Source organism: Stutzerimonas stutzeri (genome assembly GCF_024448895.1).
Lineage (GTDB): Bacteria > Pseudomonadota > Gammaproteobacteria > Pseudomonadales > Pseudomonadaceae > Stutzerimonas > Stutzerimonas stutzeri_Q.
The window spans coordinates 202,137-219,248 of sequence record NZ_JAMOIC010000005.1 but is presented as its reverse complement, the minus strand read 5'-3'; the positions used below and the strand labels follow the sequence as shown (position 1 = coordinate 219,248).

The 17,112-nt window shown below is 63.1% G+C and carries 15 protein-coding genes; 7 read left to right on the top strand and 8 right to left on the bottom strand.

The features are described from left to right. Positions 1 to 4: 4 nt before the first annotated feature. From NA619_RS08355 to purE, 3 genes are all read right to left on the bottom strand, one after another. Positions 5 to 256 (bottom strand): GlsB/YeaQ/YmgE family stress response membrane protein, encoded by a 252-nt coding sequence (locus NA619_RS08355; protein WP_138406381.1) that lies wholly within the window; start codon positions 254 to 256, stop codon positions 5 to 7. 102 nt (positions 257 to 358) lie between these two features. Further along, positions 359 to 1,444, bottom strand: a complete 1,086-nt coding sequence (locus NA619_RS08350; protein ID WP_255961357.1) for a 5-(carboxyamino)imidazole ribonucleotide synthase — start codon at positions 1,442 to 1,444, stop codon at positions 359 to 361. Continuing rightward, the gene (gene purE, locus NA619_RS08345; protein WP_255961356.1) at positions 1,444 to 1,935 is read right to left on the bottom strand and encodes a 5-(carboxyamino)imidazole ribonucleotide mutase; all 492 of its coding nucleotides are present in this window, start codon (positions 1,933 to 1,935) and stop codon (positions 1,444 to 1,446) included. Before purE ends, NA619_RS08350 begins: the two co-directional genes overlap by 1 nt. Positions 1,936 to 2,185: 250 nt before the next feature. On the opposite strand from purE, the gene adhP reads away from it, so the two are divergent. After that, positions 2,186 to 3,208: an alcohol dehydrogenase AdhP gene (adhP, locus tag NA619_RS08340; protein ID WP_255961355.1), complete on the top strand. Its 1,023-nt coding sequence runs from the start codon at positions 2,186 to 2,188 to the stop codon at positions 3,206 to 3,208. Positions 3,209 to 3,335: 127 nt separating this feature from the next. Here adhP and NA619_RS08335 read toward each other — a convergent pair whose 3' ends face one another. Beyond that, positions 3,336 to 4,262 carry a LysR substrate-binding domain-containing protein gene (locus NA619_RS08335; RefSeq protein ID WP_255961354.1) on the bottom strand — a complete coding sequence of 309 codons (927 nt, stop codon included), beginning with the start codon at positions 4,260 to 4,262 and terminating at the stop codon, positions 3,336 to 3,338. Between the two features lie 192 nt (positions 4,263 to 4,454). Here NA619_RS08335 and NA619_RS08330 point away from each other — a divergent pair, with 192 nt between their 5' ends. The 3 genes from NA619_RS08330 to NA619_RS08320 all read left to right on the top strand — a co-directional run bounded on the left by NA619_RS08330 (position 4,455) and on the right by NA619_RS08320 (position 8,247). Continuing rightward, on the top strand, positions 4,455 to 5,879 hold the full coding sequence (locus NA619_RS08330) for an aspartate ammonia-lyase (protein WP_255961353.1): 1,425 nt from the start codon (positions 4,455 to 4,457) through the stop codon (positions 5,877 to 5,879). Positions 5,880 to 5,970: 91 nt separating this feature from the next. Continuing rightward, positions 5,971 to 7,230, top strand: a complete 1,260-nt coding sequence (locus tag NA619_RS08325; protein ID WP_255961352.1) for a dicarboxylate/amino acid:cation symporter — start codon at positions 5,971 to 5,973, stop codon at positions 7,228 to 7,230. A 258-nt stretch (positions 7,231 to 7,488) separates the two neighbouring features. Next, the gene (locus NA619_RS08320) at positions 7,489 to 8,247 is read left to right on the top strand and encodes a substrate-binding periplasmic protein (RefSeq protein WP_255961351.1); all 759 of its coding nucleotides are present in this window, start codon (positions 7,489 to 7,491) and stop codon (positions 8,245 to 8,247) included. A gap of 122 nt (positions 8,248 to 8,369) precedes the next feature. Here NA619_RS08320 and NA619_RS08315 read toward each other — a convergent pair whose 3' ends face one another. Then, entirely contained in the window at positions 8,370 to 9,191 is an 822-nt protein-coding gene (locus tag NA619_RS08315; RefSeq protein ID WP_255961350.1) for a helix-turn-helix domain-containing protein, read from the bottom strand. A 153-nt stretch (positions 9,192 to 9,344) separates the two neighbouring features. Between NA619_RS08315 and NA619_RS08310 the strand changes: the two genes are divergently transcribed. Both NA619_RS08310 and NA619_RS08305 read left to right on the top strand, forming a co-directional pair. Beyond that, positions 9,345 to 10,787 carry an alanine/glycine:cation symporter family protein gene (locus NA619_RS08310; RefSeq protein ID WP_255961349.1) on the top strand — a complete coding sequence of 481 codons (1,443 nt, stop codon included), beginning with the start codon at positions 9,345 to 9,347 and terminating at the stop codon, positions 10,785 to 10,787. Positions 10,788 to 10,907: 120 nt separating this feature from the next. Then, positions 10,908 to 11,897, top strand: a complete 990-nt coding sequence (locus tag NA619_RS08305; RefSeq protein ID WP_255961348.1) for an asparaginase — start codon at positions 10,908 to 10,910, stop codon at positions 11,895 to 11,897. Positions 11,898 to 11,903: 6 nt separating this feature from the next. Here the strand turns inward: NA619_RS08305 and NA619_RS08300 are convergent, their stop codons facing one another. The 3 genes from NA619_RS08300 to nudE form a co-directional block, all read right to left on the bottom strand. Next, positions 11,904 to 14,699, bottom strand: coding sequence for an ATP-binding protein (locus NA619_RS08300; protein WP_255961487.1), 2,796 nt, complete (start codon positions 14,697 to 14,699; stop codon positions 11,904 to 11,906). Positions 14,700 to 14,878: 179 nt separating this feature from the next. After that, entirely contained in the window at positions 14,879 to 15,694 is an 816-nt protein-coding gene (cysQ, locus tag NA619_RS08295) for a 3'(2'),5'-bisphosphate nucleotidase CysQ (protein ID WP_255961347.1), read from the bottom strand. Beyond that, complete coding sequence (gene nudE, locus NA619_RS08290; RefSeq protein WP_255961346.1) at positions 15,691 to 16,257, bottom strand: ADP compounds hydrolase NudE; 567 nt, start codon at positions 16,255 to 16,257, stop codon at positions 15,691 to 15,693. The genes cysQ and nudE overlap by 4 nt, the downstream gene beginning before the upstream one ends. Positions 16,258 to 16,377: 120 nt before the next feature. On the opposite strand from nudE, the gene yrfG reads away from it, so the two are divergent. Then, the gene (yrfG, locus tag NA619_RS08285) at positions 16,378 to 17,058 is read left to right on the top strand and encodes a GMP/IMP nucleotidase (protein ID WP_255961344.1); all 681 of its coding nucleotides are present in this window, start codon (positions 16,378 to 16,380) and stop codon (positions 17,056 to 17,058) included. Positions 17,059 to 17,112 lie beyond the last annotated feature (54 nt).

Here is a 17,112-nt window from a genome sequence, read left to right as displayed (position 1 = left end):
CGGATCAGTGTTTACGGCTCGTAACCATGCCGTAGATGACCAGCAGGATGATCGCACCGACAACTGCGCCGATAAAGCCCGCACCTTCGCCAGCCTGATAAAGGCCAAGTGCCTGACCGCCGTAGGTGGCCAGCAGCGAACCGCCGATACCCAGCAGGATGGTCATGATCCAGCCCATGCTGTCGTTGCCAGGCTTCAGGAAGCGCGCGATGAGACCCACGATGAGGCCGATGATGATTGTTCCGATGATGCCCATTGGCAGTCTCCTTCAGGTCCGAAAATATGCGTCACGTATCCTCGGACCTGAGGCAGCTCATCCAGTTCGCCGCCGGATGAAACAAGCCAGACGGCCGGGCCCTCAATCCCGGGCGATCAGCGACTCGACAGCGGTGATCTGCCGGTCCAGCGTGGCACGGTCCGGGCAGCGCAAGGTGGCGTGACCGACCTTGCGCCCGACCTTGAACGCCTTGCCGTAGTGATGCAAGTGGCAGTCTTCCACGGCGATGACCTTCGCCACAGCTGGAACTTCACCGATGAAGTTGAGCATGGCGCTTTCACCGAGCTTGTACGTCGAGCCCAACGGCAGACCGCTGACGGCACGCAGGTGATTCTCGAACTGGCTGCACTCGGCGCCTTCGATGGTCCAGTGCCCGGAATTGTGCACGCGTGGCGCGATCTCGTTGGCCTTGAGGCCGCCGTCGACCTCGAAGAACTCGAAAGCCAGCACCCCAACGTAATCGAGCTGTGTCAGCACGCGCCCGGCATAGTCTTCGGCCAACGACTGCAAGGGATGATTGCTGCTGGCCACAGACAACCGGAGGATGCCGTCTTCATGGGTGTTATGGACCAGCGGGTAGAAGCAGGTCTCGCCGTCGCGACCGCGCACGGCGATCAACGACACTTCACCGGTGAAGGGCACGAAACCTTCGAGGACGCAGGGCACGCTGCCCAGCTCGGCGAAAGCGGCGGTAACGTCGGATTGCTTGCGCAGAACCTTCTGTCCCTTACCGTCGTAGCCGAGGGTGCGTGTCTTGAGCACGGCTGGAAGACCGATGCCGGCCGCGGCAGCATCGAGATCGGCCTGGGACTGGATATCGGCAAAGGCCGGCGTGGGAATACCGAGGTCCTTGAACATGGACTTCTCGAACCAGCGATCGCGCGCGATGCGCAGCGCCTCGGCGCTGGGGAATACCGGAACGAACTGCGAGAGAAACGCCACGGTCTCGGCCGGCACGCTTTCGAACTCGAAGGTCACCAGATCCACTTCATCAGCGAGCTGGCGCAGGTGGTCTCTATCGCCGTAGTCGGCGCACAGATGCTCACCCAACGCCGCGGCGCAGGCGTCCGGGGCTGGATCGAGAAAAGCGAAGTTCATGCCCAGCGGGGTCCCTGCCAGGGCGAGCATGCGGCCCAGCTGGCCGCCACCGATCACGCCGATCTTCATTACGCGTTCCTCGGATCCGGGTTATCGAGCACGGTCTGGGTCTGTTCGTCGCGGAATTTCTTCAGCGCGGCGTGATATTCGGGGAATTCGTGGCCAATGATGCTGGCCGACAGCAGCGCGGCATTGATCGCCCCAGCCTTGCCGATGGCCAGCGTCGCCACCGGCACGCCAGCTGGCATCTGCACGATCGACAGCAGCGAATCGACACCCGAGAGCATCGAGGACTGCACCGGCACACCCAGCACCGGCAGATGCGTCTTGGCCGCGCACATGCCCGGCAGATGCGCTGCGCCACCTGCGCCAGCAATGATCACGCGAATCCCGCGTGATTCGGCCTGCTCTGCATACTGAAACAGCAGGTCGGGGGTGCGGTGCGCGGACACCACGGTGACTTCGTGCGGAATGCCGAGCTTCTCCAGCATGTCTGCGGTGTGGCTCAAGGTGGACCAGTCGGACTTGGAGCCCATGATCACGCCTACCAGTGCGGTCATCGTTGTGCCTCGCTTCGGCGCCAGAAGGCGCATCAGGAACAACGGCCGCGCTGAAAACAGCGCGGCCGTGCAGGTACAGGGTCGGAAACGGTCCGACCGAAAGGCCGCGCAGTATATCGCAAGGCCCAAGCCGCCGGCACCTGTGACCACGCGTCTGGCAAAGCCGTGAATGACCGCTAACCTTGCCCGAGGTCAATGTCCGCTTGGATCAGACATAGAGACTGCCAGTTCCGACGCACAGGAGACGCTCATGAACCAGACGATGAAAGCCGCCGTGGCGCACGCTTACGGTGAACCGCTGCGTATCGAGGAAGTGAAAGTCCCGCTGCCCGGCCCCGGCCAGATACTGGTGAAGATCGAGGCCTGCGGCGTTTGTCATACCGACCTGCATGCCGTGGAGGGCGACTGGCCCGTGCGTCCTCCGCTGCCCTTCATTCCCGGACATGAAGGCGTCGGTTACGTTGCCGCTGTGGGCAGCGGCGTCAGCCGCGTCAAGGAAGGCGACCGCGTCGGCGTGCCCTGGCTGTACAGCGCCTGCGGCTGTTGCGAACACTGCCTCACGGGCTGGGAGACGCTCTGCACCGAGCAGCAGAACACGGGCTATTCAGTCAACGGCGGCTACGCCGAATACGTCCTAGCGGACCCCAACTACGTCGGCATCCTGCCCAAAGAAGTGGCATTCGATGAAATCGCCCCCATCCTTTGCGCCGGCGTGACGGTCTACAAGGGTCTCAAGGTGACAAACGCCCGTCCAGGCCAGTGGGTCGTGATTTCGGGTGTCGGCGGACTGGGCCATGTGGCCGTGCAGTACGCCAAGGCCATGGGCCTGCACGTCGCAGCAGTGGACGTCGACGACGCCAAGCTGGAGCTGGCGAAGAAGCTTGGCGCCAGCCTGACCATCAATGCGCGCACCGAAGACCCTGTCGAGGTCATCCAGCGCGACATTGGCGGCGCCCACGGGGTGCTGGTGACGGCCGTATCCAACAGCGCCTTCGGTCAGGCCATCGGCATGGCCCGGCGGCACGGCACGGTTGCTCTGGTGGGACTGCCACCGGGTGATTTCCCGACGCCGATCTTCGATGTGGTGCTCAAGGCAATCAGCATCACCGGCTCCATCGTCGGTACTCGCGCGGACCTGCAAGAAGCGCTGGATTTCGCCGCCGAAGGCCTGGTCAAGGCGACCATCCACAGCGGCAAGCTGGACGACATCAACCAGATCTTCGACCAGATGCGCGCTGGCACCATCGAAGGCCGGATCGTGATGAGCATGTAGCAACGCGCTAGGCCCGCACCGCAATGGCGCCAGCCTGTAGGAGCCCAGCTTGCTGGCGATCGGTGCAACCGGGCCGACAGCAAGCTGCGTAGTCGCCTTAACCATAACGCTGCCAGCGGACGGCGGCTCACTCCACCAATAACCCCTCTACACCCTGCCCCGCTCCCGTCTCCAGCTTGCGCCAAAGCAGGCGGACCGGCGCCTTGCGCACCAGTGCGCAGCGGTACAGGCGAATTTCCAGCGGCACGCGCCAGTGCTCGCCACCACAAACCACCAGCTCGCCCCGTTCCAGCTCGGCAGTCACGCTCAGCCGGGGCACCCACGCCAGACCAAGCCGCTGCATCGCCATGCTTTTGAGGCTGTCGGCCATGGCCGTTTCGTACACCGTCGAAGATCGCAGGCCGCGCTGGCGTAACAGCAGATTCACCGACCGACCCAGCGAAGCGCCGGCGCTATAGGCCAGCAAAGGGACGGTCTGACCGCTGTCCGGGTTGAACAACGGTTCTCCAGCCGCGTCGACTCCACAGACCGGAACGATCTCGGTACGCCCCAGCGACAAGGACGGGAACAGCTCGGGGTCCATCTGCAGAGCCGCGTCCGGGTCGTAGTAGGCAAGGATCAGGTCGCAAGTGCCCTCACGCAGCGAATGCACCGCCTCGCCGACGTTGGTTGCCACCAGCCGGCTGTTCACCGGCACGCCGTCCTGGCGCAAGCGCGCTAGCCACTCGGGAAAGAAACCCAGCGCCAGTGAATGCGCGGCGGCAATCTGCAACACCTCACCGCGCTGGCCCTCGAGATTGTGCAGGTAATGCACCACCTCGCCGATCTGGTCGATCATGTTGCGCGCCGTAACCAGGAACAGCTGGCCAGCCTCGGTCAGCTCGACCGGTGTCTTGGCGCGGTTCACCAGGGTCAGGCCGAGGCAGTTTTCCAGGCTGCGGATACGCCGGCTGAACGCAGGCTGAGTCACGAAGCGCCGCTCGGCCGCCTGGGAAAAGCTGCGGGTAGCGGCGAGCGCGACGAGATCTTCCAGCCACTTGGTTTCGATGTTCATGCCGACTCCTGACGGACGTTGTGACGGTTGGTGAGGCAGCCCAATAACGCTTGCCAGCGAAACGGCGTCACATCCCCGTTATGCCGATCACGCATGACCCAGCGTTTAACGGCATTGGCCGAGAAATGCCCTCAAGCCATATGTTAGCGGCCCTCGCGGCAGGTGCCGCTTTTCTCTCGGATGAGAACCCTCATGTCCTCCGCTGCATCGTTCCGCCTCGAAAAAGATCTGCTTGGCCCCCTTGAAGTACCCGCTGACGCCTATTACGGCATCCAGACCCTGCGCGCCGTACGCAATTTCCACCTCTCCGGCGTGCCGCTGTCGCATTTTCCGAAACTGGTAGTAGCGCTTGCCATGGTCAAACAGGCGGCAGCGGACGCCAATCGCGAGCTTGGGCATCTGAGCGACGCCAAGCACATGGCGATCAGCCAGGCCTGTGCCCATCTTGTTCGCGGCGAGCATCACGACCAATTCGTCGTGGACATGATTCAGGGCGGCGCCGGCACTTCGACCAACATGAACGCCAACGAGGTGATCGCCAACCTGGCGCTGCAATACATGGGCCACCCCAAGGGCGAGTACCGCCACCTGCACCCGAACAACGACGTGAACATGGCGCAGTCCACCAACGACGCCTATCCCACGGCCATTCGTCTGGGCCTTCTGCTCGGCCACGACACCCTACTCGCCAGCCTGGACAGCCTAGTGCAGGCCTTCGCCGGTAAATCCGCCGAGTTCGCGCACATCCTCAAGATGGGTCGCACCCAGCTGCAGGACGCGGTGCCGATGACCCTCGGCCAGGAATTCCGCGCCTTCGCCACCACCCTAGGCGAAGACCTCGAACACCTGCGCCTGATCGCGCCGCAGTTGCTGGTCGAGGTCAACCTCGGTGGCACCGCCATCGGCACTGGCATCAATGCCGATCCCAACTACCAGGCCCTGGCCGTGCAGCGCCTGGCGACCATCAGCGGCCACCCGCTGAAACCCGCCGCTGACCTGATCGAAGCCACCTCCGACATGGGCGCCTTCGTCACCTTCTCCAGCATGCTAAAGCGCCTGGCGGTGAAGCTTTCGAAGATCTGCAACGACCTTCGCCTGCTTTCCAGCGGGCCGCGCACCGGCATCAACGAGATCAACCTGCCAGCGCGTCAACCCGGCAGCTCGATCATGCCGGGCAAGGTCAATCCGGTGATTCCCGAGGCGGTCAATCAGGTGGCCTTCGAAGTGATTGGCAACGACTTGGCGCTGACCATGGCCGCCGAAGCCGGGCAACTGCAGCTCAACGTCATGGAGCCGCTGATCGCCTTCAAGCTGTTCGATTCGATCCGCCTGCTGCAGCGCGCCATGGACATGCTGCGCGAGCACTGCATCGTCGGCATCACCGCCAACGAGGACCGCTGCCGCCAACTGATGGAGAACTCCATCGGCCTGATCACCGCGCTCAACCCCTACATCGGCTACGAGAACGCCACGCGCATCGCCGGCCAGGCGTTGCTTAGCGGCCGCGGGGTGCTGGAACTGGTGCGTGAAGAACGCCTGCTGGACGACGCCACCCTCGACGACATCCTGCGGCCGGAAAACATGATCGCGCCACGACTGGTGCCACTGAAGGCCTGACGCCGCGTCAAAGCGCCCGATTCGTCGGGCGCGATTGCATCAGGGCCGCAATCGACGGCCTCTATTTCATAACAACAAAAAAGGTACCCCCATGAATCAGAGCACCACCCTGCGTACACCCTTTCGCCTGCTCGGCAAGCTTGCCTTGTGGCAGCAGATACTCATTGGCCTGGCACTCGGCATTGCCACCGGCGTGCTGTTCAAGGAGGACGCGCTGGTCCTGGCGCCAATAGGCACGCTGTTTCTCAACGCAATCAAGATGCTCATCGTGCCGCTGGTGTTCGTCTCGCTGGTCGCGGGCATTACCTCGATGCAGGACAGCGCCAAGCTCGGGCGTATCAGCATCAAGACCATCCTCATCTACCTGATAACCACCGCCTTCGCGGTCAGTATCGGTCTGCTGTTCGGCGCGCTCTTCAGTCCTGGAGAGGGCATGAACATGGTGGCCAGCACGGCAACCGAGGCCAAAGAGGCACCCTCCCTGGTGAGCATCCTGGTCGGACTGGTACCCAGCAACCCGGTCACCGCATTCGCCGAAGGCAATATTCTGCAGATCATCGTGTTTGCCATCGCAATGGGTGTGAGCATGAATCTGGTGGGGGAGCGCGCCGCGCCGGCGGTGCGGCTGTTCGATGGGCTGGCCGAGACCTTCTACAAACTCACCGATCTGGTGATGCGAGTAGCGCCAATCGGCGTTTTTGCGCTGACTGCCGGCGTGGTTGGCAGCCACGGTGCGGATGTGCTGCTACCCCTGGCTGGCGTCATCGGTGTGATCTACCTGGCCAGCATTGCCCATGTATTGCTCGTCTATGGCGGCTCGCTGGGTCTGGTCGGGCGGTTGAGCCCACTGCGATTCCTCCAGGGCATCGCACCGGCGCTGGCAGTGGCTTTCAGCACCTCGAGCAGTGCGGGCACCCTGCCCGTCTCCATCGAGTGTGCGCGCAAGAACCTGGGCATCTCAGAAGGCGTGGCGGGGTTCGTGCTGCCAGTCGGTGCGACGATCAATATGGACGGCACCGCGATCTACCAAGGCGTGCTGGCGCTGTTCATCGCCCAGGCATTCGGCATCGACCTCAGCGCAGGCCAGTACCTGATGATCATCCTCACCGCGACCCTCGCCTCGATCGGCACCGCAGGCATCCCGGGGGCCGGTTTGATCATGCTCGGGCTCGTCCTGACCGCAGCCGGCCTGCCGCTCGAAGGCGTCGCGCTGATCGCCGGGATCGATCGCATCCTCGACATGGCGCGCACGACCGTCAACGTGGCCGGTGACCTGATGACCACGACACTGGTCGGGCGCAGCGAGAACGAACTGGACCGCGACATCTACAACAGCGCCACTACGAAGTAGAGCTGATGAGGCGGCGCCTGGGAACCCGGCGCCGCCTGCAGAGCAAGCTTGAACTCTTGCATTGCCAATGACGCCGACCTGGGACGCAGCGAGGCCAACGGCCTGAGAGCGCCTGATGGGCTGAAAGTTGCAGCCTCGCCTTCCGGGCGAGTGCCGCGATGCCGAAACCGTGCGCTGATCGGCACTGCAAAACCGTGATACGGCACAAGTCCTGATTTGTGCGCGGTGCGTAGAATCCGCCGATTCCTCGGAGGCCCCATGCGCAAACTACTCGCCATCACCCTGTTGTTCAGCTCGATCACCGGCGCGCCGCTCGCTCATGCGGAGCTTCCGAAAGGCTACGAACTGGTCTTGCAGACCGAAAACTTCCCGCCCTTCAACATGGCCGAAGGTGGCAAGAACTTCGCCCGCGAGGAACATATCCAGGGCATCAGCGCGACTACTGTGCGCGAGATGTTCAAGCGCGCCGACATTGCTTATTCGATGACGCTGCGTTTCCCTTGGGATCGCATCTACCAGTCAACGCTGGACCTGCCGAACCACGGCCTCTTCTCGACTTCCATGACCGACGAACGCCGGCCGCTGTTCAAGTGGGTCGGCCCGATCGCACAGTACGAAAGCGTACTGCTCTCGGCTCCAGGTTCCAGCCTGAAGCTGACCAGCCTGGAACAGGCCAAGGGCTACACCATCGGCGCCTACAAGAGCAGCGCAGTCAGCCAGCGTGTCGAAGCGCAGGGCCTGACTCCCGTCAACTCGCTACGCGATCAGGAAAACCTGCAGAAACTGCTCACCGGCAAGATCGACCTCTGGGCGACCTCCGATCCGGTCTGGCGCTACTACGCCAAGCAGGAAGGCGTCGCCGGCCTGAACACAGTGCTGGTATTCAACTCCGCGCCGCTGTACCTGGCATTGAATCTGGACACCCCCGATGAAGTCGTCACCCGTCTGCAGAAGGCGCTGGACGAGATGAAGACCGAGGGCTACGGCACCTGCACCAAACACCCAGAACTCTGCTGATCCGCCTGAAACGCTCGATGGCGCACACGTCGCCATCGAGACGAAATCCGCCACACATCTCCCGCCTCTCTTCTGCGCCTAGCAATGCAGCAACAGCCGTCCGACCCGCACGACGAGTTGGATCATTCGATCTCGAACAGCCCATCACGCATGGACGCCGCCGCCAGGCGATCGCGGATTTCGGGATCAATGCGCGTGTCATCGAGGGCGTAGAGCATCACCTGCCGATACGCATTGACCCGGTTTATTTCGGTCCCCAGATACTCCCACACCACACGCGTGCACGCCGGGGTACGCCGGTCGCCGCTGGAAACGCCGGTCTTCAGGCCATTGAGGCGGCTGATGCGGCTCTTGAAGCTCGGAATCAGGATGGTCTGGCTCATCTCGTTGCCGGTCAGTGACTCGTAGTCGATGAGAAACAGCCGATCCTGCAGGTAGAAGGCGGCGCCCAGATAGCGGCAGCGCACCACGCCGTCTTCCTGCTTGGGATTGTCGGGGCGCGACTGCTCCTGACGTTCCTGTCGCTCGAAGACATAGCTGCCGCGGTCTTCACGCAAGTGCACCAATGACAGCAGGATCTGCCCCGGCACTGACATGCAATTGGCGTATTCGAAGTAGTACCCGCAATAACGGGCCAGGCTGTTGGCGTTGTCGCGCATCGGCTGGAACAGCTCGAGCAGCGGATCGCTGGCCGCGATGCGCTCCTGGTCGTGTCGCCGCAGGCCGATCAACTGGGCGAATTGCTCACCGGGCAGGCTCAACTCGTAACCCTCGACCCCGAAGAAGTCGCAGATGCGCTTGAGGTTGTGTGCGGTCGGGCGGCTCTGGCCGTTAAGGTACTTGTTGAACTGCGCCCGGTTGATCGAGAGCTTGCGGCAGACCTCGGCAATCGAACGGTAATGGCTGCAGAGCAGCTTGAGATTGGCGCCGAGGTGGTCTTGCATGGTCGATCCCTGTGATGCGAGCGGCGCGATTCTAGCATCAACTCGCGCCAGATCGCCGCGACCCGCGCAATTGCATGGCATATCGCCTCTGGCCAACCATTCCCGCCCTGCGTCACCCCCCATTCGTCAAAACAACAAGAGAGACCCTCCGCCATGCTCGATCTTCTCAACGATCTCATCTGGAGCAAGTTGCTCATCGTGATGCTGATAGGCCTCGGCCTGTACTTCACCATCGCCTCGCGATTCGTCCAGTTTCGCTATTTCGGCAGCATGTTTCGCATCTTCGGCGAAGCCTTCAAACGTCAACCAGGCCAGCTCAGTTCGTTCCAGGCGCTGATGCTCAGCGTCGCCGGCCGCGTCGGCGCCGGCAACATCGCCGGTGTCTCGGTCGCCATCATGCTCGGCGGCCCGGGCGCGATTTTCTGGATGTGGATCGTCGCGCTGGTCGGCATGGCCACCAGCTATTTCGAATGCTCCCTGGCTCAGCTGTACAAGCGTCGTGAAGCCGATGGCGGCTACCGCGGCGGCCCGGCGTTCTACATCCAGCACGGCCTCGGCCAGCGCTGGCTGGGCATCGTGGTTTCGCTGTTGCTGCTGGTGACCTTCGGCTTCGGCTTCAACGCCGTGCAGTCCTACACCGTCGCCAGCTCGATGAACGACACCTTTGGCGTACCGACCTTCGTCAGCGGCATCGTACTGATGGTCGTGATCGGCCTGATCATCTTTGGCGGCATCAAGCGCATCGCCAAGTTCGCCGACGTACTGGTACCGATCATGGCCTTCGCCTACATCGGCATGGCCGTCTTCGTCATCGGCAGCAACGCCAGCGCTATTCCTGAAGCCTTCGGCACCATCTTGCGCAGCGCATTCGGTCTCGAACCGGCCTTTGCCGGCGGCATCGGTGCGGCGATTATCATGGGCGTCAAGCGCGGTCTGTTCTCCAACGAGGCCGGCCTGGGTAGCGCGCCGAACGTGGCGGCAGTCGCCGAGGTCAAGCATCCGGTAGCGCAAGGCATCGTGCAGTCGCTGAGCGTGTTCATCGACACCATCGTGCTGTGCAGCTGCACCGCGCTGATCATCATCCTCTCCGGTGTGTTCGAGCCGGGCAGCGACATGGCCGGCGTCGTGCTGACCCAGACCGCCGTTGCCGCCGTTGTCGGCGAATGGGGCCGGGTGTTCATCAGCGTCGCTCTGCTGCTGTTCGTGTTCACCACACTGATCTACAACTACTACCTGGGCGAGAACGCACTGAGCTTCTTCACCGGCAAGCGCTGGCCGGTCCTGCTCTACCGGGTGATGGTCATCGGACTGGTGATGTGGGGTTCGGTCCAGGATCTGGGCACGGTATTCGGCTTCGCCGACGTCACCATGGGTCTCCTGGCCATCTGCAACCTGATTGCCCTGGCGTTGCTGTTCAAGGTCGGCCTGCGCCTGATGCGCGATTACGACAACCAGCGCAGAGCCGGTGTCGAATCGCCGGTATTCGACCCCAAGCAGTTCGCCGATCTGGATCTGGATCCGAGCGTCTGGCCTGCCAAGGGTAGCGAAGCGACTTCCGCTGCAACGATCAACGCAAGCCCGGTAGCGCCACGCTAACGATTGGCAAAGACGTTGCATGACAGGGGCCTGTCAGGCCGTGTGAAACGTGGCGATGCATGACCGCACGCCGACGTTCCCACGGCCTGACAAGGCCCCTGTTTCATAGAGGAGATCCCCATGCCGGCTTCCAGAAAGATCCTGGTGCTGTACACCGGCGGCACCATTGGCATGCAGCAGAGCAGCGAAGGCCTGATGCCCGCCTCAGGCTTTGCCGAACGCCTGCGTGAACAGCAGGCACAGCAGTCCTCGCTGCAGCTGCCCGAGTGGCAATTCCGCGAGCTGCTGCCGCCGATCGACAGCGCCAATATGAATCAGCACAACTGGCTGGCGATGGTCGCAGCCATTCGCGAAGGCGTGGAGCAGGACGGCTGCGACAGCGTGCTGGTGCTGCACGGCACTGACACCCTGGCTTACAGTGCTGCAGCCTTGAGCTTCCTGTTGCTCGGGCTGGAAGTCCCGGTGGTGCTGACCGGTTCGATGCTGCCCGCGGGCGTATCCGGTAGTGATGCCTGGGACAATCTGTTCGGCGCTTTGCAAAGGCTGTCGGCTGGCGTCGACACCGGCGTGCATCTGTATTTCAGCGGCAGACTCATGCAAGGCGTGCGGGCCAGTAAATTGGGTACGGCGAGCCTTGATGCGTTCGGCGTGATGCCACGGGTCCGCGCGGGTCAGCATGTGCCAGCACCCGGCTCACTCGATTTCCGGCAGACGCGCCGGCCCGTCCCCCTCGCGGTGTTGCCACTGTACCCGGGCATCACCGCCGCGCAACTGAATGCCGTACTCGAAGGCGGCGTGCAGGGCCTGTTGCTGGAGTGCTATGGCAGCGGCACCGGCCCGTCCGATGATGCGCAGCTGCTGGATGCCTTGTCGGCGGCCCATCAACGCGGGGTCGTGCTGGCCGCCATCAGTCAGTGTCCGCAAGGCCATGTCGACTTCGATATGTACGCCGCAGGCGGCAAGCTGGCCGCGACCGGCCTGATTTCGGGCGGCGGCATGACCCGTGAAGCGGCGCTGGGCAAACTGTTCGCCTTGCTCGGCGCGGGCCTGTCGCAGACCGAGGTCGAGCATTGGTTCGCCCTTGATCTGTGTGGCGAACGCGCCGACTGATGCGGATCAGTTCGGACTGACGTCCAGCGCCTGCAGGCATTCACGTACCCGCCGTCGCAGCGCCTCCAGATCGAGCGGTTTACTCAACCAGCCCTGGCAGTCGATCTCGTCACGCTGCGCACTGGCGGCGCTGAGCACCAGAACCGGTAGCCGCCGGGTTTCCGGCGACTGTCGCAACAGGTGCAGCAACCGCTCACCACCCAGCTCCGGCAGGTTGAGGTCGAGCAGCAAGAGCTCTGGCGGATCATCCAGCACTTGCTCGAGCGCCTGTCGACCATTGCCAATCACGATGACCTCGCCCAGTTCGGCCAGGGCCTTGCGCACCAGTAACTGGCTGGCCGGATCATCCTCTACATAGACGATCCGAGGCCGCTCGTGAGGCCGCGGCAAGCGTTTCGGGTCGAGCAGAGACAAGGCGATCCAGAAGCGGCTGCCGGCTCCCGGCGCGCTCTTGACGCCGATACTGCCGCCCATCAGCTTGGCGTACTCCAGGCAGAGCGACAGACCGATGCCGGCGCCCTGGATATTCGAACTCTCACGCCCGAGCCGCTGAAACGGCTCGAACATCTGCGCCTGCAGATCTTCATCGATACCCAGCCCGGTGTCTTCGACCTGTAATCGCACCTGCCCAACGACCGTTTCGATGCTGAGCCGGATCCGCCCGGCCGGGCTGTTGTACTTGATGGCATTGGACAGCAGGTTGAGCAGGACCTGGCGCAGGCGTCGTGGCTCGGCCAGCACCTCGATGGGGCCCGGCGGCACGTCGAACGCCAATTGCAATCCGTGGCGTTTAATCTCAAGCGCAACCAGTTCCGCGCACTCACGCATCAGCGCCGTGACCTCGACCCGCTCGAGCGTCAACCGGGGTCGCTCAGCCTGCAGGCTGGACCAGTCGAGAATGTCGCCTAACAGCTGGTTCAAATGGCGGCTCGCCAGCAGAATTTCATCGAGATAGTCGGCGGCTTCGGGATCGGCATCCGGCGAGCAATCCATACGCATCAGTTGGGCGAACCCGAGAATCGCATTGAGCGGCGTGCGCAGTTCATGGCTGATGCTGGATATCAAATGGGTCTTGGCCTGGTTGGCGGCCTGAGCTTGCTGGGTGGCCAGCCGCAGATTCTCCTCGCCACGCTTGATCGCATCGATGTCCACATGGGTGCCGGCGATCAGTGAGGCCTGGCCGGTCTGCGGATCACGCTCGAGAACGCGGCCGCGGCTGAGCAGCCAGTGATAATCACCGAGCGCATCGACAAAACGGAACTCGTTTTCGTAATGCAGGGTGTGGCCACGGTGCATGCGCTCCAGCTCGGCCTTTACGTGGGGAAGGTCCTGCGGATGGATGCGCTGGAGGAATTGCGCCTCGCTGAGCTGCGCAGAAGGCAGTCCGAAGCGCGCCGGCAGGCGACCGCGCAACTGCAGCGTGTCGCTGCGCATGTCGAACTCCCAGAGACTGTCCGTCGCGCTCTCGAGGACCAGCTCGAGCCGCTCCTGAGCCTGATTGCGCTGAGACTCGCTGTGCTCCAGCTGCCCACCAATCGCCTGGGTGTGCTGCGCCAGGTCATCGAGTTCACGGATGTCGGAATCGACCTGCTGCGGCCGCCACCTGCCCTGCCCGATCTGCCCCATCATCCGGGAGATTTCCGCGATGGGCGTCAGCAATGACTCGCTGAGCCGGCGCGCGCGCAGCCACATGTAGGCGAAAAACAGCAGATAGAACAGCACCAGGCCGCCGATCAAAAGATAGCCGATCTGCTGAAAGCGATTGGCCAGGGCGTTGGTCTGGCTGAAGACTTCGGCTTCGTCGACCACCGCCAGCAGGTGCCAGCCGGTCTGCCGCACGGTTGTCCACGCGACCAGCCGTTGCTCGCCGCCAAGCTCCAGGCGCATCACTCCATCGTTTTGGGCGACCAAGGCCCGGGCCAGCTCTCGGGTCTGCCCGCGGCGATCGAGGCGGAAATCCTCTGACTTGAATATTTCCCGGCGTACGGCCTCGTCGTAGGAGTGTTCGGTCAACTCGTCGAGCCCGAACTCGCGCTCACCTGCCTCAGGTAACGCCATGATGCTCAGATCGCGGCTGACCAGCACCGCATAGCCATTCCAGGGCACGCGAAGCGTGCCGATCTGCTTGAGCATGCCGCCCACGGTGACGTCCACACCTGCAACGCCTTCGAGAAAGTCGCCGCGGTACACCGGCGCGACGGCCGACATCATCCAGCCATGCCCGGCCGGATCGAGGTAGACATCGGTCCAGACCACTTTGCGTGCGGGGTTTTGCCAGGCGTTGGCCAGGTAGTAGAAGTTGTAGTCGGGGATGTTCATGTCCGAGGGATACTGCTGCGAAGTATCGAACCAGGGATAGATGTGGTTGTAACTGTCCCAGCTGTTGAAATAGAGGCTGGCGATCAGCGAATTGCCCGCATGCAGCTCCATCATCAGCGGGTTGAGGCGATGCAGCCTGGCCACCTTTTGCAGATCCTGACGCTCGGGTGGAGTCGCTCCCGAGTAGAAGCTGGCTGCGCCACCATCATTCGCGGGGCTATAGCGCACGCCGTCGTCGGTCAGGCTCAAGGCCGGCGGAGCGACGGGACCATCGTCGGCCAGTGCGCGTGCCGTGAAGTTGCGCAGCAGCCGCGTCGAGCGCGCCACCTGCTGCAACTGCTCGTCGATGATCCGCGTCTCGAGTTGTGCCGCAGCCTGGAGTTCGGCCAGCGCCGTCTCACGCAGATGCTCGATCTGGGCGTCACGGATGGCGCTGTTGGACAGCAGGTAGGAGGCGATCAGCACCACCTCCACTAGCACCATGGGTACCAGGGCAGTCTGAACGAAGGCGCGCCAGATCCATTGGCGTATCCCGGTTGGGGTTTTCGACACAGCGAAGCTCCAGCGGTCCGGCTCAAGCGCCTGGCTTGGCCACGGTGCGAGATCCTAGCATGGCCGCAAACAGGACCGGTCAGTCGGTCCGGCTCGCGCTCATCCTGCGTCTAGCGGCTCGCCAGTTCTATCAGTTCGGCGCGCCATTCGACATTGCGGGGCAACGCCAGGAAGGATGGGTTGAGGTAGCTTTCGCGCGCCTCGTAGGTCAGCATCGCCCCGCCGATATCGAGTACCTCGCCGCCAGCCCCCTCGAGCACGCCCTGCGCCGCGGCGGTATCCCATTGCGAGGTTGGCGCCAGCCGTGGATAACAGTCAGCGGCGCCTTCGGCCAACAGACATAGCTTCAAAGAACTGCCGACATTGGCCAGCACCAATTCTCCGAAGCGCTGACGCAGCCCATCGAGCAACCGCTCCTGCGCCGGGCTCGAGTGCCGGCGGCTGGCGACCACCGTAAACCCTTCGGCGACCTCGTGCCGAACCTGCAGCGGTCGCGCGGCACCGTCCGCTTCAGCGCGCCAGGCGCCGAAATCCACGCCGCCGTAATAGCAACGGCCATTGGCCGGAATGCCCACGACGCCGAAGAGCACACGCCCCTGTTCGATCAGCGCCACGTTGACGGTGAACTCCTCGCTGCCGGCGATGAATTCCTTGGTGCCGTCCAGCGGGTCGACCAGCCACCAGCGTGTCCAGCCGGCGCGCTCGGCCAAGGCGAGATCGCAGTCTTCTTCTGAAAGCACCGGAATGGCTGCGTCCAGCGCGCGAAGGCCGTCGAGCAACAGGTGATGTGCGGCCATGTCGGCAGCCGTCACCGGCGATGAATCGGCCTTTTCGTGAACCTGCACATCGGTGCGCCAATGCGGAAGGATGACTTCACCGGCGTTGCGCACCAGCTCGATGACGGGTGCCAGATAAGGATGACTCACAATACGAACTCCCCACGCTGGATCAGCAGATCACGCGCCAGGTATAACGCCGCCAGGGCACGCCCCTCGCTGAACTGCGGGTTCTGGACGAGGCTGGAGAGTTCGCGCAGATCGACCCGGTCGACGCGCATCGGCTCGGGTTCGTCGCCGGGTAACTGCTCGGGGTAGAGATCGCGCGCCAGCACCACCTGGATCTTCTGGCTCATGTAGCCGGGAGAGAGCGACAGCTCGGTCAGCAGCTCGAGGCTACGGGCGCCAAAGCCGGCTTCTTCTTTCAGTTCACGGTTGGCGGCGTCGAGGACGTCTTCGCCCGGCTCGATCAGCCCTTTGGGCAGCGACAGCTCATAGGTATCGGTACCGCCGCAGTATTCCTCGATCAACAGCGCGCGCCCGTCGGCTTCCAGCGCGACGATCATCACCGCGCCATAGCCGACGCCCTTGCCGACCAGTCGTTCGTAGGTACGCTCGACGCCGTTGGAAAACCGCAGCTGCAGCTCCTCGACGCGGAACAGGCGGCTAGTGGCGACGATCTCACGGGCAAGCACGGTAGGTTTCTGGCGCATGGGGGGTTCCTTGAAACGCGAACCGTAATCATAACCCGGCTTTTTGCACTGACCGTGAACGCTTTGCATCGAACCGACGGCTGTCGCACCATTGCCCCACCACCGAACGATGAGCCCGCCATGATCGCTTCCCTGCCCTGGTCCGAGATCGACACCGTCCTGCTGGACATGGATGGCACGCTGCTGGATCTGCATTTCGATAACCACTTCTGGCTCGAATTATTACCCCAGCGTTACGCCGAGGTGCATGGCATCAGCCCAGCCATGGCCGAGCTGGAACTGGCGCCGCTGTTTCATGCCCATGAAGGCAAGCTCACCTGGTACTGCCTGGATTACTGGACCCGCGAACTGAACCTGCCGATCCGCGAGATGAAGCGCGAGATCGCCGAGCTGATCGCCTTGCGCCCAGCAGCTGACGAGTTCCTCGCCGCGTTGCGCCAGTCAGGCAAGCAGGTGGTGCTGATCACCAACGCCCACCGCGACTCTCTGTCGCTCAAGCTCGAACGCATCGAGCTGGCGCCCTGGTTCGACCGTCTCATCAGCTCGCACGATTACGGTTTCCCCAAGGAGCAGGCGCAGTTCTGGTATGCCCTGAAGGCAGATCTGGACTTCGACCCAGCCAGGGCTCTGTTCATTGACGACAGCCTGCCGGTCCTGCGCAGCGCCCGCGCATTCGGCGTCGCCCATTTACTGGCGATCAGCGAGCCGGACAGCCGTCGCGGGCAGAAAAACACTGAAGAGTTCGCCGCGGTAGATGATTATCTGGACCTGATTCGCAGTCTTCAGGGCCATGCGGCCTGAACGAAACCCCGCTGTCGTGCTTAACTTCATCCCCTGCGGGCCCGGTGTCATCCG